Source organism: Leptospira inadai serovar Lyme str. 10 (genome assembly GCF_000243675.2).
Classification (GTDB): domain Bacteria; phylum Spirochaetota; class Leptospiria; order Leptospirales; family Leptospiraceae; genus Leptospira_B; species Leptospira_B inadai.
In genome coordinates this window covers 34,536-56,817 of record NZ_AHMM02000006.1, presented here as the reverse complement: position 1 = coordinate 56,817, position 22,282 = coordinate 34,536, and the positions used below count along the sequence as shown (strand labels likewise).

The window sequence follows — 22,282 nt, the reverse complement described above, 5'->3', positions numbered from 1 at the left end:
CTAGCAAAGTGTTAAAAGCGAGAATTGTGGCTTTCGATTAAGAATTCGCTAAATCTTTAAAAAAAATAAGTACGGACTCTCATCATATCTATTTCTAAGTTTTATACTTTTTGAATAGAAAAATATTTAAAGCTGGAATTGCAGATAGTGCCCTTAAAGTTCGAGCGACTATTTACAACCCCCTAATATTTAGCCATCGCATCAGCGCCGTATTTTAGAATTATAAGTTTGAATATTAGGAAAGATTATTTTTACTCTCTCTAATATTCAAACCTGTCGAATTCCGCCTTTATTGAATGGGCAGAAACTCACTCTTTCAAACTGAACGGTCCCGATCCGAAATGAGTAATTAGCAAAGCTCCGCCTAGCATCGCAAGATTCTTCATAAACATTGCTTGTTGAACACGGATAACCGTGGGATCCGTGGCGTTCCAAAACTGATGCATCATAACCGTGACTGGTACGAGAAATAACACGATTAACCAGGCACCCCAGGTTGCCTTAAACCCCGAAACAATGCTCAAACCCCCAAGAAAGGCGATCATACCCGAAAGAGGAACCATGATAGAAGCGAGCGGGACTCCTAGTTGCGCGGCATGGGCTATCCTTTCCGAAGAGAAATGTCCCGGCCCCGCAACAATAAAAATAGCACCGAAAAGAATTCGCGCTAACAGCACAATTAATTCCATATTTTTCTCCATTTAATTCTCACATGTGAAAGTGGTTTCAACGGTTTCAATAATCTTCCTGAACTTTCTTAGGATTGTCATTAACATAGGTTAATACTTTCTCCCGCAAATCACACCGAATATTCGAATACGCCTTATTTTTCCGACTTTCCTCGCATTAAAGCCGGAATTTCTCGGCCTTATGCCAGGCAAGAACTTTAATAATATTAAATAAATTTAATATTCTTCCTAATCAATCATTCTGAAAAATAATTTCGTTTAAAGGGCGTTTCATTCCCTCAGTCTCAACTCGGAGATCGCAAGAGAATACAATCCTCTTGAGGATCGATCGAAAGAAGGAAAATAGACTCTTCCTTCGATGGGAACAGCGACGGAAATATCCCGAATCTTGGAGCCGTCATGCAAAGAGTAATATAAAGCCTTCTTTGCTTTCGAGTCCAGAACGAGAAAGCCCGTTTTTTTAGAGATCGGCAAAAGCCATTGCGGAAGAGAGAGGAGGACGGACTTCATCCAGGGATTACCATGAACAAAGTTGATAAGACCGGATCTTCGCTTAATGATTCCTGTCCAGATCCGTCCTTCCGCATCCCGTTCGAGTCCATCCGCTAAACCGGGCAAGTTTTCAAAGAGAACTTCCGATTTTCCTTCGTTCTTACCTGAGATAAAAGCCCTTAGAATTCTAAATTTGGAAGTCTCCGTAAAAATAACCGACTCCTCTATCCCCGACGGATTTTCCTCCAAAAGGATTCCGTCTACGAAAGTGAATCCGTTTAAGACCAGTGAGATAGATCCCGCTTTTCGATCGTACATCCAAAGTTTCCCGTGAGGATACAGGCCGATCGCTTCCGGTACCGCGCCGCTCCCCATGGAGGCTTCCGTTCTTTCGAACGGTTCGGTGATATAGATGCGATTTCCATCCGCGGATACGGCAAGATCATTGCAAAGAGAAAACGGTCTGGAGTTGGCGGAAGTTAGGTCTCTTAACAAAATAGGCCGTCTTTCGGAGGATGCATAAACTTTTTCGAATTCTTCTTTTTCCGTTATCGGGAGATCCAATACCAAAGGATTTAATTTCTTGGTAGCGATCTCAACCTCATAGAGACCGACCCGGTCGGTTTCTTCGTAGGACTCTCCCCCTAATCTAGAGGCGCAGGCCAAAATCTTGTTCTTGCTATTGTCGGAATATTGCATGCCGGCGGGATTTACGGGGAGACGCAACCATCGGGAAGACTTCCTCTCAACCCAGTCCAATTTCCAGATCCAACCGTCCATACCCGATGCATACCCTAGTTTCTTTTGCGAGTCAAAAATCAAATCGTCGTGACCGGGAAGATCGGTCATTTCCACTTTCAAGCCGTTCAAAAACGGATCCTGCTTTGTCTCTACTTCTAGGATATTCGCGGGAATATCTCCCAACCGATACGCTCCTCCTATTTTGATTTTTTCGGGATTACAGCCGATTACGCACGAAATAAGGATACATATAATAATATTATGATTTATATTCATTCTACTTCTTACAATTTCCTGATTTTCTTTACATGAGGAACATCTTCATCCAGCCAGTAGGCTCTCTCTTTTTCCACCACTAGGATTTCTTCGAACTTAAAGCCGGTCTTGCCTTTCCCGAGGTGAGGTTCGATTGCCCATAAGCCTGTTTTATCCCCTTCATGATCGGGAGTTAGAAGTTCCGGTAAGACCTTATGGCTCAAAAATTCGTAGGACCCCTGAAGACTAAACCAACTGGCAAAGCTGATCGGCAATAAAGGAAAGGATATATTAGGAAAATTTACTTTATAGATTCGATGTCCTAAAACCGCGAACGGATATAACGAGTGCACGTTATCAAAACCCTTCTGCTTGGCTTCGCGATCGATTTTCCACCAAATCTCCGACGCGCTCAGAGAAGAGGTGAAGTATCCGGGAATTTCTTTTCGAAGTTTCAGAAGATATTCCATTCCGGAATTCAATTCCGTATGTTCGCCCAAAGAGGACGAATAACCTATATCTCCGATGTATCCGTCCGCTACGGGAGAAACATCCAAGATAAAGGACTCGCTTGCGGTTAATCTTTTTTTACTCGGATGGAACTGAGTGTACCGTTTAAAACCGTCAAATCTTGCATGCTCTCCGAACCAGGCAAAAGGCCGGTGCAAAAATATCCTTACTCCATGATCTCTTAAAAAAGTATCCATACGTTTTACGGTTTGGATCTCCGTCCATCCTTCCTGCATTTCCTTTTCGATCTCGGTAACGCATCGATAGGCAAGCCTTTGGGCTTTTCGAAAACCTTCCTTCTCTTCTTCACTCGGAGTCTTGATCGATTCGGAGCGGTATCGCGAAATCCTGGAGGATAATCTGGACAAGAATCCTTTTTCTATTCGTACTGGCATATGTTCTTCTCTAAGTTCGACTGGAAAAGAGATTAGCAGAACCTACGTTGTTTGAATTGAACGATTCCGGTATTTTAGAAAATTTTTAGGAGCCAAAGCCTGGCGATTCGCAGAATCGGACTTCGATCGATTTTAAATTACCGAAAAAAAAAGAGGGCACGAATCCGAAATTCTCCTTAAACGTGCGGGTAAAATGTGCAGAGTCCGAAAATCCGGCAAAGTGCGCGGCTTCGGTGAGATTTTTTCCTTCCTTTAAAAGTTTCACCGTACTCATGACCCGGACCCATAGTAAATATCTTCTGAGAGGAATTCCCAAATTTTCCTTGAAGAGACGAATCAATCGATCTTCGGAAATCGAAAAGTCCTTGCCTATCTCTTTCATCCGGATGCTGTCCGGCAATTCCGTTCGAATTTTATTCGCGATCTTTTTGACTCTTTCGTCCATGTTCTTTTCCAATTTTCGAAAAGGACACACGCATTGCAATAAGTCAAGATGGAGTTCCCAAGCTTGAGAATCATTTAAATTTCCATAATATAATTCCCACAACCTCTCCATGACAGGAAGAAACGCGGAAACTTCCAATCGCTTAACCTTTCCTGCTCCTACGAATTCGGAGATGGCTCCGTACTCGTACGTTTCAGGATCGATGAGCAAAGATACCATTTCCACTCCGGGAGAAACCGTTCGATGATAAGTATTCGGTGCGACCAAGGCAGCCCTATATTCTTCCTTTCCTTTGTCGGTCTCAATACAGATATTCGATTTCAACGAAATCGCCAAAGTTGCTGCATAATGTTCATGAAAATCGGTCTGCATCGCATTCGTTGCGAATATCACGCGGCTGTTCCACAGATATAGGATGTCTTTGCGAGGAAAGCCCATTTATGATTCCAAATCTTCTTCGCACGTTTTGGGCATAATAATCTTCGAATTAACGTCTAACAGAAAAGCCGAACCCCGAACTATCCTGCGTTAGCCGTTGCGGCTCCACTCGCTGCCCCTACGAGGGCTCCTTCCATTCCTCCGTTTTGTGAGTTAAGTGAGAGTAAAGGCGAGAAGAATGATGACGTAAGGAAAGATAAAAGGAGGAGTATGGCCGCGCCCTGCGGGCCGGGCTGCTTCGGGTTCGGGCAGCAGCCCTCATCCAACACGATCTGTTTTTTTAGCTTTGATTTCATTTGTTCTCCTCGTGTTGGACTAAAGCCCTACGCATCCCTCGCGGGGGAGTTAAAACTATTCTCATCTTAAGATATCCTTGCCGTAGTTGTTCGCTATATTGACACTTTCATCTGCTACTGTAGTTTTTGCGAGGCTCACGATCATTTTATCGATATACGCCGCAGTCGCCGGATCATTCGCATACTGCGAATGGACGCTAGCTTCTAAGGCCGCGATTTCCTGGCTCGCCAGATTCTCCCAAGACGCCTTAAAGACCCCGAAGCCCTGGCTCACGATCGTATTCCAAACTTCTAAGGAATGGGCTTGGTTCGCCTGGTTTACGTACTGATTAAAAGTTTGATTCGAAAGTTGAGGAGCAATAAAATCCGGGACATTCGCGGGCTGGGAATAGAGAACGGAAACCGGAGCAAAGAGGACCCAAAGATAACTAAGCAGAAGAGTAAAGGAAGAAAATCTCTCCTTCGTTTGAAATTGCCGTACTTGATTCGTATCTTTGTTGATCATTGGATCCACCCATAACGGAAGAAAAGGTTAGGTCTAAACGTGCGGATTCGACACAAATCGTCCACAAAAAAAGACAATTTGATAACCGAAGGATTTTGGCCGCGCCCTGCGGGCCGGGCTGCTTCGGGTTCGGGCAGCCGCCCTCATCCAACACGATCCGTTTTTTTAGCTTCGATTTCATTTGTTCTATCCGTGTTGGACTAAAGCCCTGCGCATCCCTCGCGGTTAATATCACGGAATTTTGATTAAATTATAGTTTTCTGGGTTTCTCGCCAGATCCTGAGCCAATCCCAATAAACTACTATTTTCTTTCATAAAATCATTCACTTGTTCGTTAGAAAGCTTAATTACTACCGTTTCCATTGCAAAGCCTCCTGAATAGGTTACCAAATAATAATCGCCATTAGCGTCCACTTTGATGAAATACCAATGTTCATCATCTTGAAAGATAGTTTTCAAATCACTTTTCATTGTATTTTATTCGCTGTAAATTGTCCTTTTTTCACGGGATCGATTACGACTTCAGGTTTACCACCGCTAGTATAACCTCCCCAACGAAACTTACTATTGGCACCGCCTTCGATTCCAATTGGTAACCTGGCATTATGTAATAATGGATTATGGACATCTATTCTGTATAAAGGTTCATTCCAATTAACACCTAATGCTTTATTAATTTTCCCTGTATCGCCCCCAGTATTTAAAAGCAGTCTATCCATTTCGGCTTTAGTAGTTATAAATTGGCCTGAAGATCGACCTATTTGCGATTTTCCTTCGATAAATCCTTTATATGCACTTTCCGGGACTAAGAACGATCCGCCATCTCGAAAACTTCCAATGTGTTCTGCGACTCCAGGTCTAGTGTCCTTCAACCACGGACTAGTTGTTGCATCTCCAGCGCCAGTAAACCGACTCGCTTCAGTAGCCTTAATGGTCCTCAGCGCTCCACCTTCTTCCGCTGCAGCAGGTCCCGTTGCCTTACTACCCGCAGAGACTTCCTTGGCGGCGCCACTTAAACCACGCAGGCTGGAAAGAACTTTTCCTACTCCTTCGGTTGCTACGCCTAACACACCATCAAATACGAAGTTGGCATGTGCTCTCGCTGCGGCTTCTTCTCCGTTGACACCTGTAGCATTTACAAGATTTTCTATATTTCTACCTTGTCCCAGTGTCAATGCGTCTACGGCCGTTCTTTGAAGACCTTCTTTGCTAAATTGATTCTCGGCGACGGCCTTTGCAGTTCCAACTGGATCGTTAATCGCACCTTTAATTTCGGTCACTCGTTGATTAATCTGATCAGCAAACTCTGGTAAATAGTTATGAACTAAGACTCCGTCTTTACCTACAAAATACGTGTGATTGTCTTCTACCTCGAAGTTATAAACCTTAGTGTTGGTATAAACTTCTTCTACTTTCGTGATTCCAAGAGTGCCCCTGTATTCATTCTTCCAAGAAGTAGAATACTCTTGATTTGATGTTTGCTTATTTAATGAAGCAAGAGAGGCTCCGAGTAATACTCCTGAGTTGGAATTAACTTTAGCTTTCTCTGAATTACGGATACTTGCAATCGTAACGGATCTTTCGTTTAACCGAATATCCTTCACTTCCGTCCAACCTGTACTTCTCAAGTAAAATGGGTGATTCCAGGTCGTATTCAGGGTAGATCCGTTCTCGTATGTTACTTTGTGGATTAAACCCACATCATGAACGAATAATTGAGTGACTCTCTTATACGATACCTTCCCGGTATTTTCATTGATCGATAATACAAAGTCTCCGACCTGTATCTGATCGATTCGTTTTAAACCATCCGTTGTTCTGATCAGAGTCTCAGCGGTAAAACAAGTCCTCTGACGATAATTTCCGTCTTTATCAATAAACCCATTGCTATCACTCGCTCCCAGTCCCGTGCTACCCAGGAAACTCCCCACAACATCCTGCGCGGTCCTTCCTAACCAAGTAGACGCAGAACTAGGATCCGTTAAAAATTCACCGGCACTAGCAAGAGTAGCCAATACACCATGCTGATCCTGTGCACTCGCATTCTCATTGTTTAAGATTTCTCTCTGAGCTTCATTGCCGGTCTCTGCGATCTTACTACGACCGGCTGCTAACTCTGCATTCCCAGCCCTTAGATTCTCGTCCGCCTTACCCATGGCAAGGTTCTGATTCAGATCACTATTAAAATTCTCATTCCCCTTCAGATTCCCGAAACTACTCGGATCGTGTACATTCCCCGTCGCTGAGACGACCGTGGCATTTCTATACGTTGCCGCGACTGTGGTATTTCCCTTACCATCTATTGTTACGGAACCTCCAATTCCCGAAGCCTCATTGGATTCCTGGACTGTTAAACTAGGTCCGCTATGCTGAGCAACATTCACCATGACCCCGGTATTCTCTCCAGGCGTAAGGTTCACACTTCCGCTAAAGCCTGATTGCGGGTTATAGCTTACATTTCCGTAGCTCCCTCCCACGTTAAACGAAGTGCTTCCGTGTTGGGAAAGCAGGTTCTGATTCAGATCACTATTAAAATTCTCATTCCCCTTCAGATTCCCGAAACTACTCGGATCGTGTACATTCCCCGTCGCTGAGACGACCGTGGCATTTCTATACGTTGCCGCGACTGTGGTATTTCCCTTACCATCTATTGTTACGGAACCTCCAATTCCCGAAGCCTCATTGGATTCCTGGACTGTTAAACTAGGTCCGCTATGCTGAGCAACATTCACCATGACCCCGGTATTCTCTCCAGGCGTAAGGTTCACACTTCCGCTAAAGCCTGATTGCGGGTTATAGCTTACATTTCCGTAGCTCCCTCCCACGTTAAACGAAGTGCTTCCGTGTTGGGAAAATGTAACTCCCGCGTTGAGTTTAGAAGATCCTAATCCGAGTGTTCCTCCAAACCCTCCCGAGTAGCTATACGATACTCCCACGTTCACTCCAAACTCTCTCGCATAAGCCGTTGCGGCTCCACTCGCTGCCCCTACGAGGGCTCCTTCCATTCCTCCGTTTTGATACCCTTGCGCCGCTTGCAGAACCGCCTGTCCCACGGCCATCATTTCAGGTCCCGCCACGAATGATAACGCGATACTCGCCACTGTCACGAGTCCCGATGTGATCTCCTCCGTTCTCGCCTTGGCTTTTGCTTTTTTCTCCGCTTGATTTTTTTCAAACCAACTGACTAACTGAGCCGCCATGTCCGGAGACATTCCCGTTGCGTTTGCGAGTGCTTGAGCCATCGCACAGTTGACCTTATCCTGGATCTGCCCCTGCACCCAGGATTGGAAGGTCCCGCCTTGTAGCATTGTCTTTGCGAGGCTTTGTACATTCGTTGCATAGCTCGCTGCCACCTGCGCCTCTTCTTGGAAAGACGCATCGTTCTTCGCGTTCAGTGTATTTAGGGCGTTAAGTGAGAGTAAAGGCGAGAAGATGGATGACGTAAGGAAAGATAAAAGGAGGAGTATGGCCGCGCCCTGCGGGCCGGGCTGCTTCGGGTTCGCGCCGCCGCCCTCATCCAACACGATCTGTTTTTTTAGCTTTGATTTCATTTGTGCTCCCGTGTTGGACTAAAGCCCTGCGCATCCCTCGCGGGCTCGCTGCCCCTACGAGGGCTCCTTCCATTCCTCCGTTTTGATACCCTTGCGCCGCTTGCAGAACCGCCTGTCCCACGGCCATCATTTCAGGTCCCGCCACGAATGATAACGCGATACTCGCCACTGTCACGAGTCCCGATGTGATCTCCTCCGTTCTCGCCTTGGCTTTTGCTTTTTTCTCCGCTTGGTTTTTTTCAAACCAACTGACTAACTGAGCCGCCATGTCCGGAGACATTCCCGTTGCGTTTGCGAGTGCTTGAGCCATCGCAGAGTTGACCTTATCCTGGATCTGCCCCTGCACCCAGGATTGGAAGGTCCCGCCTTGTAGCATTGTCTTTGCGAGGCTTTGTACATTCGTTGCGTAGCTCGCTGCCACCTGCGCCTCTTCTTGGAAAGACGCATCGTTCTTCGCGTTCAGTGTATTTAGGGCGTTAAGTGAGAGTAAAGGCGAGAAGATGGATGACGTAAGGAAAGATAAAAGGAGGAGTATGGCCGCGCCCTGCGGGCCGGGCTGCTTCGGGTTCGCGTCGTCACGCTCATCCAACACGCTCTGTTTTTTTAGCTTTGATTTCATTTGTTCTATCCGTGTTGGACTAAAGCCCTGCGCATCCCTCGCGGGGTGTGAGCGATAAATTTTTACTCTCTCATTCCTACAAAAATAATTATATTATCAATTGTAATTTCATCCTCATCAATTAACCTATCACCCTTTTTTAATCGACCATCTTCAAAGTTGATGCAGTCATTTGAATTTTCATAATAGTAATCGAGGCAAATGCTTTTAATAGCACCTTTGCGATATTCAAAATTAAAACGAACACGATATTCTGGTTTATAAATATGAATAAGATTGTAATTACACTTTAAGAATGATTTAATTTTATAAAGCGATAGGCTTTCAGACTTTTTTGCATAAAGTGTAATCAACAATTGATGCTGAAATTCGTTTTGATAAACAGTTAGGCTGTTCCCGGAACCTTCATTCAATAAATGAGTCCATTTTCCATTTACTTTTTTTTCAGTATGAAAAAAGATTTTTTCCAAATTTTCTAATGACCAAGGACCAAGCTTTGCGATCTCAACTACACCTTTAAAAAAATTGAATGGTGGTTCTGCCGCAATAGAACGCCCGATTTTTTCAACAGAACTCATTCTCATTGAACTATCCCAGCAAATTTTAACCCTTTGGATCTCGAATTTGGAATATAATATTGAGTTGACCCACCTTTAAAAACTTCTCCGCCATCCCCCCAAATTGTATCCGCTGCTGATGATTTCAAACTGTTAGTTTCACTGGTAACCTTATATTTAACAAGCATTCGTTCATCACTTGGATTAATCCCTATTGTATCCATTGGCGTACTAGGATCTTTTACGAAATAATTTCCTTGTCTGTCAAGTAAGGGTTTCCCTTTTTCCGCTCTTACATATTGATAAACGTATTCTCCTTCTTTTAAAGTAGTATTTGCTATCGGTTTGTCAAAATTAATACCTCTTAATTCTGAGTCAAGACCTGGCCCCTGAGCAACTCCGCCCTTTGTATAAAAGTTTTCAGCTCTCTTAAATCGATTAGCTTTTGTGCTATCCCAAGCCGCCACTTCATCTCTAAACGTCGCTGGATCGTACTTTGGTTTTTGCCCAATGGCAACTTGTTCGCCAACTCCGACTTCAGCCGATCCGGCTGCTCTCCGCCCACTGTTGACAGCCGCTTCCTCTCCAACACCAAACCAACCTTTGACTTTGCTTGCGACATTAATCCCGGCTTCAGTCCCAAGGAACATTTCTGTTCCTTTAATAAGACCCTTCCCTACATATTGAAGTACCTTCTCACCGCTATACCAGAGTGCAGCTTCCTTACCGACTTCAACGTGTGTCTTACCTGTCTCATAAAACGCATCGAATTCTTTTTTGTTCGGAGCTTGCTCTCTTAATAAAGCAGTCTCAGCTTTCCTCTCTTCTAAGGTCTGACCACCGAGCAGTTCTCCTCCATTAGAGGCTATGGCTTCTTTTAAGCCTGCGACGTATCCAGGTCCGCAGCTTGCATCGTTATGTACAAGAACCCCGTCTTTCCCCACAAAATACGTGTGATTGTCTTCGACTTCAATGTTATAGACCTTCGTCTTCTCATAGATTTCTTCGATCTTAGCAATTCCAACCGTTCCTCGAATTTCGTCTTTCCAAGTCGCTGAATTAGAATTGGAAGACTGGCTTCCTAAGGATGCAAAAGAAGCCCCGATTTGTATTCCGGAACTTCTCTCAATACGATAAGAGTTCCGTATACTCGTAACCGTGACTGATCTCTCTTCTGGTTGAATGTGACGAGCTTCGGTAAATCCTTTTCCTCGAATAAAGAAAGGGTGGTTCCAAGTCGTATTGATTACGTTTCCGTTAGTATACGTGACTCTATGAATGAGTGGTGTCTCTTTAGAGAAGAGTCGAGATACTTTCTTATAAGACACTTCTCCCGTCTTCGGATCTAACGATAAGACTAAATCCCCAATCTCGATTTTCTCGATCGGCTTTAAGCCCTCTTTGGTTCGAATGAGTGTCCCGGCTGTGAAGCAACTTCTCTGGACATACTCTCCATTCTTATCTATAAACCCATTACTATCACTGGCCCCCAGTCCCGTGCTACCAAGGAAACTCCCCACAACATCCTGTGCAGTCCGTCCCAACCACGTAGACGCAGAACTAGGATCCGTTAAAAATTCGCCGGCACTAGCAAGGGTCGCCAAGACACCGTGCTGGTCCTGTGCACTCGCATTCTCATTGTTTAAGATTTCTCTCTGAGCTTCATTTCCGGTCTCTGCGATCTTATTTCTACCGGCTGCTAACTCTGCAGTTCCGGCCTTTAGATTCTCGTCCGCCTTACCCATGGCAAGGTTCTGATTCAGATCACTATTAAAATTCTCATTGCCCTTCAGATTCCCGAAACTACTCGGATCGTGTACATTCCCGGTAGCCGATACGACTGTGGCATTTCTATACGTCGCCGCTACTGTGGTATTTCCCTTACCATCTATCGTTACGGAACCTCCAATTCCAGAAGCTTCATCGGATCCCTGGACTGTTAAACTAGGTCCGCTATGCTGAGCAACATTCACCATGACCCCAGCATTCTCTCCAGGCGTAAGGTTCACGGACCCGCTAAACCCGCTCGTAGGGTTATAGCTTACGTTTCCGTAGCTCCCTCCCACGTTAAACGAAGTGCTTCCGTGTTGGGAAAATGTAACTCCCGCGTTGAGTTTAGAAGATCCTAATCCGAGTGTTCCTCCAAACCCTCCCGAGTAGCTATACGATACTCCCACGTTCACTCCAAACTCTCTCGCATAAGCCGTTGCGGCTCCACTCGCTGCCCCTACGAGGGCTCCTTCCATTCCTCCGTTTTGATACCCTTGCGCCGCTTGCAGTACCGCCTGTCCCACGGCCATCATCTCAGGTCCCGCCACGAAGGATAACGCGATACTCGCCACTGTCACGAGTCCCGATGTGATCTCTTCCGTTCTTGCCTTGGCTTTCGCTTTTTTCTCCGCCTGATTTTTTTCAAACCAGCTTACGAGTTGAGCCGCCATGTCCGGAGACATCCCCGTTGCGTTTGCGAGCGCTTGAGCCATCGCGCTATTAACCTTATCCTGGATCTGTCCTTGCACCCAGGATTGGAAGCTCCCGCCTTGTAGCATTGTCTTTGCGAGGCTTTGTACGTTTGTCGCATAGCTTGCTGCCGCCTGCGCTTCCGCTTGGAAAGACGCATCGTTTTTCGCGTTCAGTGTATTTAGGGCGTTAAGTGAGAGTAAAGGCGAGAAGATGGATGACGTAAGGAAAGATAAAAGAAGGAGTATGGCCGCGCCCTTCGGGCCGGGCTGCTTCGGGTTCGGGCAGCGGCCCTCATCCAACACGATCCGTTTTTTTAGCTTTGATTTCATTTGTGCTCCTCGTGTTGGACTAAAGCCCTGCGCATCCCTCGCGGGGAGTTAAAACTATTCTCATCTTAAGATATCCTTGCCGTACGTTTTCAAAGTTCGCTATATTGACACTTTCATCTGCTACTGTAGTTTTTGCGAGGCTCACGCTCAGCTCAATCCCCGCCCCAGCTATACAATAATTTCCTTCCACAAATTGGACAGTATTCTTCACCCGCCTTATAATAGGCGGAAATCTCACAATGTGGGCATTCCTGGGACCAGCGTTCTGGATATTCAGATTCTTGTGGAGAGTGTTTTCCTTTTGGAAAGACTATGGGCTCACCTAATTCTGTTTCAGTTTTCATAAATTCGTACTGGGCTACTTTATCTATTTTATCTGGATATACAACGGCTCCCCAAATCCGCCCATTAATCTCCTTAGCTTCTCTCGTATTATGCTCTTTGCTTTTTTCTTCCTGCGTTTTACTGGGCCATTCTCCTTCATCAAAATACCATTTCTTTTTAAAGGATCGCCAATCCTCCAATGTCTTTACCGTCAATTTATCCTGATAATATTCATCAAGGTGCTTCATGAAATAAGGAAGATACGCCATTCTAATTTCCATTACTTCCCAACAATTTCCTTCGCAGGAGAATTCCAATCACCAGTTTGACGGATCGGAATAGTCCTTGAAGGTTTTCCATTCATTTCATTTAATCTCTTTAGAACACTTGAAAGTGAGTCCGGACCGGTCTCAGGCAGTATTCCAGTTACATCTTCATATTTTATTTTATCCAAAACTTCTGCCTTGGTTGCCGCAGTTAATGATCTATTATTGACGGCGACTTTTTCTCCATTTACCCAAATATATTCCACTTTAAAATTACGTGGATTAATATCTCCTGACTTTAATCTAGCTGCGACTTCATCAATACTCGCGCCCTCATGCTTACCAGCTTTACTAAAATCCGGAGAAACCCCTTTTTGCCCAAACTTGACAGGTTGTCCGGTGTCTATCCCTTTGCTCAAATCGTATTGAAACGTTCCTTCTTTAGATGTAACTTTCGCAATCGAGTTTTCTAATTTAGTCGAATTCTCTCCGGCAACCGCCGCCTTACTGCCCGCAGACACCTCCTGCGTCCCACCTCTAAGTCCTCGAATACTTGAAAGAACTTTACCAACTCCTTCGGTTGCTACGCCTAACACACCATCAAATACGAAGTTGGCATGTGCTCTTGCAGCGGCTTCTTCTCCGTTGACCCCTGTAGCATTTACAAGGTTTTCTATATTTCTACCTTGCCCCAGTGTCAATGCGTCGATCGCCGTTCTTTGAAGACCTTCTTTGCTAAACCATATTTATTTTATCCAAAACTTCTGCCTTGGTTGCCGCAGTTAATGATCTATTATTGACGGCGACTTTTTCTCCATTTACCCAAATATATTCCACTTTAAAATTACGTGGATTAATATCTCCTGACTTTAATCTAGCTGCGACTTCATCAATACTCGCGCCCTCATGCTTACCAGCTTTACTAAAATCCGGAGAAACCCCTTTTTGCCCAAACTTGACAGGTTGTCCGGTGTCTATCCCTTTGCTCAAATCGTATTGAAACGTTCCTTCTTTAGATGTAACTTTCGCAATCGAGTTTTCTAATTTAGTCGAATTCTCTCCGGCAACCGCCGCCTTACTGCCCGCAGACACCTCCTGCGTCCCACCTCTAAGTCCTCGAATACTTGAAAGAACTTTACCAACTCCTTCGGTTGCTACGCCTAACACACCATCAAATACGAAGTTGGCATGTGCTCTTGCAGCGGCTTCTTCTCCGTTGACCCCTGTAGCATTTACAAGGTTTTCTATATTTCTACCTTGCCCCAGTGTCAATGCGTCGATCGCCGTTCTTTGAAGACCTTCTTTGCTAAACTGATTCTCGGCGACGGCCTTTGCAGTTCCAACTGGATCGTTAATCGCACCTTTAATTTCGGTCACTCGTTGATTAATCTGATCAGCAAACTCTGGTAAATAGTTATGAACTAAGACTCCGTCTTTACCTACAAAATACGTGTGATTGTCTTCTACCTCGAAGTTATAAACCTTAGTGTTGGTATAAACTTCTTCTACTTTCGTGATTCCGAGAGTTCCTCTGTATTCATTCTTCCAAGAATTGGAATACTCTTGATTTGATGTTTGCCTATTTAATGAAGCAAGAGAGGCTCCGAGTAATATTCCTGAGTTGGAAGCAACTTTAGCTTTCTCTGAAGTACGGATACTTGCAATCGTAACGGATCTTTCGTTTAACCGAATATCCTTCACTTCCGTCCAACCTGTACTTCTCAAGTAAAATGGGTGATTCCAGGTTGTATTCAGGGTAGATCCGTTCTCGTATGTTACCCTGTGGATTAAACCCACATCATGAACGAATAATTGAGTGACTCTCTTATACGATACCTTACCGGTGTTTTCATTGATCGATAATACAAAATCTCCGACCTGTATCTGATCGATTCGTTTTAAACCATTCTTGGTCCTGATCAAAGTCTCAGCGGTAAAACAGGTCCTTTGACGATAATTTCCGTCTTTATCTATAAACCCATTGCTATCACTCGCACCTAGTCCCGTACTACCAAGGAAACTCCCCACAACATCCTGCGCGGTCCGTCCCAACCAAGTGGACGCAGAACTAGGATCCGTTAAAAAGTCACCTGCACTAGCAAGGGTCGCATACTTGGAAGCAACTTTAGCTTTCTCTGAAGTACGGATACTTGCAATCGTAACGGATCTTTCGTTTAACCGAATATCCTTCACTTCCGTCCAACCTGTACTTCTCAAGTAAAATGGGTGATTCCAGGTTGTATTCAGGGTAGATCCGTTCTCGTATGTTACCCTGTGGATTAAACCCACATCATGAACGAATAATTGAGTGACTCTCTTATACGATACCTTACCGGTGTTTTCATTGATCGATAATACAAAATCTCCGACCTGTATCTGATCGATTCGTTTTAAACCATTCTTGGTCCTGATCAAAGTCTCAGCGGTAAAACAGGTCCTTTGACGATAATTTCCGTCTTTATCTATAAACCCATTGCTATCACTCGCACCTAGTCCCGTACTACCAAGGAAACTCCCCACAACATCCTGCGCGGTCCGTCCCAACCAAGTGGACGCAGAACTAGGATCCGTTAAAAAGTCACCTGCACTAGCAAGGGTCGCCAATACACCATGCTGGTCTTGTGCACTTGCATTCTCATTGTTTAAGATTTCTCTCTGAGCTTCATTTCCGGTCTCTGCGATCTTACTACGACCGGCTGCTAACTCTGCAGTTCCGGCCTTTAGATTCTCGTCCGCCTTACCCATGGCAAGGTTCTGGTTCAGATCACTATTAAAATTCTCATTGCCCTTCAGGTTCCCGAAACTACTCGGATCGTGCACATTCCCGGTGGCCGATACGACTGTGGCGTTTCTATACGTTGCTGCTACTGTAGTATTTCCCTTACCATCTATCGTTACGGAACCACCAATTCCCGAAGCCTCATTAGATTCCTGGACTGTCAAACTAGGTCCGCTATGCTGAGCAACATTCACCATGACCCCTGTATTCTGTCCCGGGGTAAGGTTTACACTCCCGCTAAAGCCTGATTGCGGGTTATAGCTTACGTTTCCGTAGCTCCCTCCCACGTTAAACGAAGTGCTTCCGTGTTGGGAAAATGTAACTCCTGCATTGAGTTTAGAAGATCCTAATCCTACTGTTCCTCCGAATCCTCCCGAGTAGCTATACGATACCCCTACGTTCACTCCAAACTGTCTTGCATACGCCGTTGCTGCCCCCGACGCTGCTCCGACTAAAGCGCCTTCCATTCCTCCGTTTTGTGAGTTAAGTGAGAGTAAAGGCGAGAAGATGGATGACGTAAGGAAAGATAAAAGGAGGAGTATGGCCGCGCCCTGCGGGCCGGGCTGCTTCGGGTTCGGGCAGCAGCCCTCATCCAACACGCTCTGTCTTTTTAGCTTCGATTTCATTTGTTCTATCCGTGTTGGACTAAAGCCCTACGCATCCCTCGCGGGGTCCGGTAAAGTTAATATACAATTCTTCGAACAAAAAACAAAGTTTCCTATCATAATTTGCTTTGTTTAGAATCTCGTTTCATCTGCGACTGCTCTTTTTGATAATTCATTATTTCCGAAAAAATAGATAAATCGTTTTCGAAAATTCTAGATCCAAACTTTTTTAAAAGATCCGCGAGATTATCCAGCACCTTATCCATATCCTTTTTTATGATTTCAGATCTTTTTTTTATTTTGCTAAAGTTAACATCTCCTGCATCTTTCAATAAAAAATGTGAATTAGGAGGTCCTTTTATCGAAAACTCGACTAGATTATATATATCAAATATTCTTGTATATACCCCTTGATCTTTCGGAACCTTCCCATCTTTGAGCTCATAGAAAGCAATGCCAATCATAGCCCCTGCAAAATACCATGAAATTTCTATGCCTATAATTGATGAGTCAAATCTTAGGTTGGCTGCAGCATCAGGAAAGTATTCCGGATGAACCAATCCTTCTTCATTCAATTTAAAATTATAGTCAGTCGTTAAGAACGAAAATTTCTTTTTCGCAGCGTTAAGAAATTTTGCATATCCTTTATAATGCATTCGATTGTGATTATTATTCAGAGACATACTTCATTACATTCGGATATTTGTTTTTTCCATACAAAGTTTTAACCTCAATGCCATAAAACGGGCTTGCTTTTGTTCGAGGTCTTGTTGGATCAGTTCCGATATCGACAATGTTCGCACCTTTCCCTTTCGACCAATAATTCATCCATGATCGGTTTGCTGCAATATCCTTAGGATTTGCTATCCCATTTACGCTTCTGAAATTTTTAGGATCGTAGGTTCTTACATCATATCCCTTGTTTATCAAAGCATCCCTAACCGGATTAACTCTTTCCATATTTTCACCAATCACGACGACAGGCTTATCCCATGGTAATTTCTTCGTTAAATTTTCAATTCCGGATACTACTTCGCCTGTAGGATCATGAGCAAATGATCTATTTAGCGCTGCTTCCCTTTCTGCACCGGAAAGTAACCCTTCCGTTGAGCCCCCCGCCGAACCTGCTTTCCGTGCTATCGCACCTTCTTCCGCTGCAGCAGCTCCCGCCGCCTTAGTACCCGCAGACACTTCCTTGGCGGCTCCACTTAAACCACGCAGGCTGGAAAGAACTTTTCCAACTCCTTCGGTTGCTATGCCTAACACGCCATCAAATACGAAGTTGGCATGTGCTCTCGCAGCGGCTTCTTCTCCGTTGACCCCTGTAGCATTTACTTTCCGTGCTATCGCACCTTCTTCCGCTGCAGCAGCTCCCGCCGCTTTAGTACCCGCAGACACTTCCTTGGCGGCTCCACTTAAACCACGCAGGCTGGAAAGAACTTTTCCAACTCCTTCGGTTGCTATGCCTAACACGCCATCAAATACGAAGTTGGCATGTGCTCTCGCAGCGGCTTCTTCTCCGTTGACCCCTGTAGCATTTACAAGGTTTTCTATATTTCTACCTTGCCCCAGTGTCAATGCGTCGATAGCAGTTCTTTGAAGACCTTCCTTGCTAAACTGATTCTCGGCGACGGCCTTTGCAGTTCCAACTGGATCGTTAATCGCACCTTTAATTTCGGTCACTCGTTGATTAATCTGATCAGCAAACTCTGGTAAATAGTTATGAACCAACACCCCGTCTTTACCTACAAAATACGTGTGGTTATCTTCTACCTCGAAGTTATAAACCTTAGTGTTGGTATAAACTTCTTCTACTTTCGTGATTCCAAGAGTGCCTTTGTATTCATTCTTCCAAGAATTCGAATACTCTTGATTTGATGTTTGCTTATTTAATGAAGCAAGAGAGGCTCCGAGTAATACTCCTGAGTTGGAAGTAATCTTAGCTTTCTCTGAATTACGGATACTTGCAATCGTAACGGATCTTTCGTTTAACCGAATATCCTTCACTTCCGTCCAACCTGTACTTCTCAAGTAAAATGGGTGATTCCAGGTCGTATTCAGGGTAGATCCGTTCTCGTATGTTACCCTGTGGATTAAACCCACATCATGAACGAATAATTGAGTGACTCTCTTGTACGATACTTTACCGGTATTTTCATTAATCGATAATACAAAGTCTCCGACCTGGATCTGATCGATTCGTTTTAAGCCATCCGTTGTTCTGATCAGAGTCTCAGCGGTAAACAGGTCCTTTGGCGATGTTACCCTGTGGATTAAACCCACATCATGAACGAATAATTGAGTGACTCTCTTGTACGATACTTTACCGGTATTTTCATTAATCGATAATACAAAGTCTCCGACCTGGATCTGATCGATTCGTTTTAAGCCATCCGTTGTTCTGATCAGAGTCTCAGCGGTAAAACAGGTCCTTTGGCGATAATTTCCATCCTTATCAATAAACCCATTGCTATCACTCGCACCCAGTCCCGTACTACCTAGGAAGCTCCCCACAACATCCTGCGCGGTCCTTCCCAACCAAGTAGATGCGGAACTAGGATCGGTTAAAAATTCACCGGCATTAGCAAGGGTCGCCAAGACACCATGCTGGTCTTGTGCACTCGCATTCTCATTGTTTAAGATTTCTCTCTGAACTTCATTTCCCGTCTCTGCGATCTTACTACGACCGGCTTCTAACTCTGCAGTTCCGGCCTTTAGATTCTCGTCTGCCTTACCCATGGCAAGGTTCTGGTTTAGATCACTATTAAAATTCTCATTGGCAGTTAGGTTTCCAAAACTACTCGGATCGTGTACATTCCCCGTCGCTGAGACGACTGTAGCATTTCTATACGTTGCCGCTACTGTAGTATTTCCCTTACCATCTATCGTTACGGAACCTCCAATTCCCGAAGCCTCGTTGGATTCCTGGACTGTCAAACTAGGTCCGCTATGCTGAGCAACATTCACCATGACCCCGGTATTCTGTCCCGGGGTAAGGTTCACACTCCCGCTAAACCCGCTCGTTGGGTTATAACTTACATTTCCGTAGCTCCCTCCCATGTTAAACGAAGTGCTTCCGTGTTGGGAAAACGTAACTCCCGCATTGAGTTTAGAAGATCCAAGTCCTACTGTTCCTCCAAACCCTCCGGAGTAGCTATACGATACTCCTACATTTACTCCGAACTCTCTTGCATACGCAGTTGCTGCTCCACTCGCTGCTCCCACGAGGGCGCCTTCCATTCCTCCGTTTTGGTATCCTTGTGCTGCTTGCAGAACCGCTTGTCCCACGGCCATCATCTCGGGTCCCGCCACGAATGATAACGCGATACTTGCCACCGTCACGAGTCCCGACGTGATCTCTTCCGTTCTCGCCTTGGCCTTTGCTTTTTTCTCCGCCTGGTTCTTCTCAAACCAACTGACTAACTGAGCCGCCATGTCCGGAGACATTCCGGTCGCGTTTGCGAGTGCTTGAGCCATCGCAGAGTTTACCTTATCCTGGATCTGTCCCTGCACCCAGGATTGGAAGGTCCCGCCTTGCAGCATTGTCTTTGCGAGGCTTTGTACGTTTGTCGCATAGCTCGCTGCCGCCTGCGCCTCTTCTTGGAAAGACGCATCGTTCTTCGCGTTCAGTGTATTTAGGGCGTTAATTTGTGCATTCAGCGTACTGATCGCGGAACTATACGATTGGTTAAACGAACTCTCGTTTGTCTGAAATTGGGATAGCACACTATTCGTGTCCCAACTTTGGAATAGATCGCTAGGGCTTGCCCCTGCTATGGAAATTGTTGCGGGAGCTCCCACATACACGGTCTCATTGGTTTTACTCGCGATATAATCGTTTACATTCGTCGCATCCCCGCCGTCTTTTAGTTTGGCGTGTCCGTCTTCGATTGCTGTCGTGTATGTTATATTTCCGTGCGAGTCCACGACCGCGTTGCTTCCCAAGGAACTCGCGATCTTATTGATTGCATTCTGTTTTTCTGAGATTGCCTGTTGGTTTAGCTGGTTTTCTAACGCTAGGTTACTTGCTCCCATCAACGATTGTTGGAAGATCGAGAGTACGTTATTGAGTCCCGAGGAATCGACGTTAGGCGCTAAGGCCGGAGCGAGCACATCGCTGGAACTCGGCAGGAAAACGGAGGAAATTTTAGGCGAACTATCCTCCAGCTTCACGAGAGACTTGGAATCATCCTCGAATTTTGAAGTCTGAGCGGAGGAAGAGCTTAGGGAAGCTTGGGATTGAATCCCCGCAAGCCAGGTCTGTTTTTCCGTATTTAAAGTCTGGACCCCATTCGAATAAGAAATCTGTAAATTGTTTTCGTAAGCCACCGCTTGCGCATGCCAGGCCGCATACTGAGCCTGGTACGCGGCAACCTGACCTTCCCAATTCGTAATCGAAGGCGCGAGCGTATTCCAGGTTCCCAACTCGGAGTTTAAGCTAGAGGCAAACCCATTCCAGGTCTGAGCATTCGCCCCGGCAGTTAAGTCCTTTACTTGGAAATTGATCGTGTAAGAGAATGTATCTTCTGTAAATGCAGCCGTAACAGGTAAAAGAATCCCAAACGCCCAAAGACCCGTGGCGCTAAAATCAAAGGCACCTAATCCGGAAGTAGAATAATTTAAATTATTTCCGGAATGCCCTAACGTAACGGGAAATGGATTATAATTATTTGTACCGCTACTTTCTCCCATAAAATCAGCACTAGTAATTCCTACGATTTGAGTTTTCGTAGGATCGTATCCGTAGGTAGAGTACAAGTAATTCAATAGCGTTGAATCCTGAGAATTGCTTCCCCCATCGATGTACGTCATGATCGCATTGATGGCGGAATTAGAAGATCGAACCGAATTCGCATAATCCACTAAGGCTTGAAAGCCGCTCAATTGATAATCGGACCCGAAAGCTGTATTCGAATTGGTAAGCGAATAGGGCTGGGATTGCTGGGTCCAGTAATTCGCATTCTGCACAGCCTGGGTTTCTTGGGTCTGGAGATAACTCGTCATCTCGGTCGCGAGAGTGGAGAGCGAGCTTCCGTTTTGCAGCCCTTGGTACAGATTCGAAATCAGAGTCTGCAATTCCGTCCCGGACTGATTGAGAGAGGACCAATTCACGGACCCGTCTACATTCCGATTATAATAAAGCGCCGTATTTTGGAGCGAAGACTCTAATTGGGAAACGGAGGTGGAAATACTGTTTCGAACCGCAGTCTCATACGTTTGTAATTGCTGGAGGTTGGCCTGGTACTGTTTGTCGGTCTGATTGATCGCAGAAAGTTGGTTCTGGTAATTCTGTTGCAGGGAAGTTAAGGAATCCGAAAAGTTTTGCAGGCCATTCGTCAAAACCGCTTGGTAATTGGAATCCGTCTGCGCAGGAATTTGAGAAGATTGTAAACTTAGGAGAAATGCATTCTGATCCTCCGCGACCTGAGTCTCGATCTGAGTGAGCCAGGCCTGTTCCGAAGTACTCGCCTGGGACTCGATCATTTTATCGATATACGCCGCAGTGGCCGGATCATTCGCATACTGCGAATGGACGGTCGCCTCTAAGGCCGCGATTTCCTGGCTCGCCAGATTCTCCCAAGACGCCTTAAAGACCCCGAAGCCCTGGCTCACAATCGTATTCCAAACTTCTAAGGAATGAGCTTGGTTCGCCTGGTTTACATACTGATTAAACGTTTGATTCGAAAGTTGAGGGGCGATAAAGTCCGGGACATTCGCGGGCTGGGAATAGAGAACGGAAACCGGAGCAAGGAGGACCCAAAGATAACTAAGCAGAAGAGTAAAGGAAGAAAATCTCTCCTTCGTTTGAAATTGCCGTACTTGATTCGTATCTTTGTTGATCATTGGATCCACCCATAACGGAAGAAAAGGTTAGGTCTAAACGTGCGGATTCGACACAAATCGTCCACAAAAAAAGACAATTTGATAACCGAAATGTCCCCTAAAGATCAAAAAGAAGACGAGGTCTACTATCCCCGAAGGGACAAAAAGGAAGGATTAGGAAGGAACATAAGAAAGCGGGA

The 22,282-nt window shown here is 45.2% G+C and carries 15 protein-coding genes and 1 pseudogene; all 16 read right to left on the bottom strand.

Annotated features, from left to right (window positions below; genetic code table 11):
- Positions 1-308: 308 nt before the first annotated feature.
- Positions 309-689 (bottom strand): DoxX family protein, encoded by a 381-nt coding sequence (locus LEP1GSC047_RS01055; RefSeq protein ID WP_010412837.1) that lies wholly within the window; start codon positions 687-689, stop codon positions 309-311.
- 270 nt (positions 690-959) lie between these two features.
- The gene (locus LEP1GSC047_RS01050; RefSeq protein WP_010412839.1) at positions 960-2,198 is read right to left on the bottom strand and encodes an SMP-30/gluconolactonase/LRE family protein; all 1,239 of its coding nucleotides are present in this window, start codon (positions 2,196-2,198) and stop codon (positions 960-962) included.
- Positions 2,199-2,206: 8 nt separating this feature from the next.
- On the bottom strand, positions 2,207-3,082 hold the full coding sequence (locus LEP1GSC047_RS01045) for a M24 family metallopeptidase (protein WP_010412844.1): 876 nt from the start codon (positions 3,080-3,082) through the stop codon (positions 2,207-2,209).
- A gap of 85 nt (positions 3,083-3,167) precedes the next feature.
- Complete coding sequence (locus LEP1GSC047_RS01040; protein ID WP_180993222.1) at positions 3,168-3,965, bottom strand: helix-turn-helix transcriptional regulator; 798 nt, start codon at positions 3,963-3,965, stop codon at positions 3,168-3,170.
- Positions 3,966-4,045: 80 nt separating this feature from the next.
- Entirely contained in the window at positions 4,046-4,261 is a 216-nt protein-coding gene (locus tag LEP1GSC047_RS01035) for a hypothetical protein (protein ID WP_010412850.1), read from the bottom strand.
- Positions 4,262-4,322: 61 nt separating this feature from the next.
- On the bottom strand, positions 4,323-4,766 hold the full coding sequence (locus tag LEP1GSC047_RS01030) for a TIGR04388 family protein (RefSeq protein ID WP_010412852.1): 444 nt from the start codon (positions 4,764-4,766) through the stop codon (positions 4,323-4,325).
- Positions 4,767-4,997: 231 nt separating this feature from the next.
- Positions 4,998-5,237, bottom strand: coding sequence for a hypothetical protein (locus LEP1GSC047_RS01025; RefSeq protein ID WP_010412856.1), 240 nt, complete (start codon positions 5,235-5,237; stop codon positions 4,998-5,000).
- The gene (locus tag LEP1GSC047_RS20955; protein WP_020988164.1) at positions 5,234-8,317 is read right to left on the bottom strand and encodes a TIGR04388 family protein; all 3,084 of its coding nucleotides are present in this window, start codon (positions 8,315-8,317) and stop codon (positions 5,234-5,236) included. Before LEP1GSC047_RS20955 ends, LEP1GSC047_RS01025 begins: the two co-directional genes overlap by 4 nt.
- A gap of 43 nt (positions 8,318-8,360) precedes the next feature.
- A pseudogene (locus tag LEP1GSC047_RS01015) lies at positions 8,361-8,936 on the bottom strand (TIGR04388 family protein); the annotation flags it as partial.
- Positions 8,937-8,998: 62 nt separating this feature from the next.
- Positions 8,999-9,514, bottom strand: coding sequence for a hypothetical protein (locus tag LEP1GSC047_RS01010; RefSeq protein WP_146036937.1), 516 nt, complete (start codon positions 9,512-9,514; stop codon positions 8,999-9,001).
- Between the two features lie 2 nt (positions 9,515-9,516).
- The gene (locus LEP1GSC047_RS01005; protein WP_010412865.1) at positions 9,517-12,285 is read right to left on the bottom strand and encodes a TIGR04388 family protein; all 2,769 of its coding nucleotides are present in this window, start codon (positions 12,283-12,285) and stop codon (positions 9,517-9,519) included.
- Between the two features lie 152 nt (positions 12,286-12,437).
- A complete protein-coding gene (locus tag LEP1GSC047_RS01000; RefSeq protein WP_155825638.1) occupies positions 12,438-12,878 on the bottom strand; it encodes a hypothetical protein in 441 nt (146 codons plus the stop codon).
- An 11-nt stretch (positions 12,879-12,889) separates the two neighbouring features.
- Positions 12,890-13,576, bottom strand: a complete 687-nt coding sequence (locus LEP1GSC047_RS00995; RefSeq protein WP_020988058.1) for a hypothetical protein — start codon at positions 13,574-13,576, stop codon at positions 12,890-12,892.
- A 34-nt stretch (positions 13,577-13,610) separates the two neighbouring features.
- On the bottom strand, positions 13,611-16,280 hold the full coding sequence (locus LEP1GSC047_RS21845; protein WP_020988092.1) for a TIGR04388 family protein: 2,670 nt from the start codon (positions 16,278-16,280) through the stop codon (positions 13,611-13,613).
- 95 nt (positions 16,281-16,375) lie between these two features.
- Positions 16,376-16,942 carry a hypothetical protein gene (locus LEP1GSC047_RS00985; RefSeq protein ID WP_010412879.1) on the bottom strand — a complete coding sequence of 189 codons (567 nt, stop codon included), beginning with the start codon at positions 16,940-16,942 and terminating at the stop codon, positions 16,376-16,378.
- The gene (locus LEP1GSC047_RS00980; RefSeq protein WP_020988119.1) at positions 16,929-22,103 is read right to left on the bottom strand and encodes a TIGR04388 family protein; all 5,175 of its coding nucleotides are present in this window, start codon (positions 22,101-22,103) and stop codon (positions 16,929-16,931) included. The genes LEP1GSC047_RS00985 and LEP1GSC047_RS00980 overlap by 14 nt, the downstream gene beginning before the upstream one ends.
- Positions 22,104-22,282 lie beyond the last annotated feature (179 nt).

Bases quoted from the DNA above. Each gene is read 5' to 3' on its own strand.
- LEP1GSC047_RS01055 (WP_010412837.1), bottom strand. From the start codon at position 689: ATGGAATTAATTGTGCTGTTAGCGCGAATTCTTTTCGGTGCTATTTTT.
- LEP1GSC047_RS01050 (WP_010412839.1), bottom strand. From the start codon at position 2,198: ATGAATATAAATCATAATATTATTATATGTATCCTTATTTCGTGCGTA.
- LEP1GSC047_RS01045 (WP_010412844.1), bottom strand. From the start codon at position 3,082: ATGCCAGTACGAATAGAAAAAGGATTCTTGTCCAGATTATCCTCCAGG.
- LEP1GSC047_RS01040 (WP_180993222.1), bottom strand. From the start codon at position 3,965: ATGGGCTTTCCTCGCAAAGACATCCTATATCTGTGGAACAGCCGCGTG.
- LEP1GSC047_RS01035 (WP_010412850.1), bottom strand. From the start codon at position 4,261: ATGAAATCAAAGCTAAAAAAACAGATCGTGTTGGATGAGGGCTGCTGC.
- LEP1GSC047_RS01030 (WP_010412852.1), bottom strand. From the start codon at position 4,766: ATGATCAACAAAGATACGAATCAAGTACGGCAATTTCAAACGAAGGAG.
- LEP1GSC047_RS01025 (WP_010412856.1), bottom strand. From the start codon at position 5,237: ATGAAAAGTGATTTGAAAACTATCTTTCAAGATGATGAACATTGGTAT.
- LEP1GSC047_RS20955 (WP_020988164.1), bottom strand. From the start codon at position 8,317: ATGAAATCAAAGCTAAAAAAACAGATCGTGTTGGATGAGGGCGGCGGC.
- LEP1GSC047_RS01010 (WP_146036937.1), bottom strand. From the start codon at position 9,514: ATGAGTTCTGTTGAAAAAATCGGGCGTTCTATTGCGGCAGAACCACCA.
- LEP1GSC047_RS01005 (WP_010412865.1), bottom strand. From the start codon at position 12,285: ATGAAATCAAAGCTAAAAAAACGGATCGTGTTGGATGAGGGCCGCTGC.
- LEP1GSC047_RS01000 (WP_155825638.1), bottom strand. From the start codon at position 12,878: ATGGCGTATCTTCCTTATTTCATGAAGCACCTTGATGAATATTATCAG.
- LEP1GSC047_RS21845 (WP_020988092.1), bottom strand. From the start codon at position 16,280: ATGAAATCGAAGCTAAAAAGACAGAGCGTGTTGGATGAGGGCTGCTGC.
- LEP1GSC047_RS00985 (WP_010412879.1), bottom strand. From the start codon at position 16,942: ATGTCTCTGAATAATAATCACAATCGAATGCATTATAAAGGATATGCA.
- LEP1GSC047_RS00980 (WP_020988119.1), bottom strand. From the start codon at position 22,103: ATGATCAACAAAGATACGAATCAAGTACGGCAATTTCAAACGAAGGAG.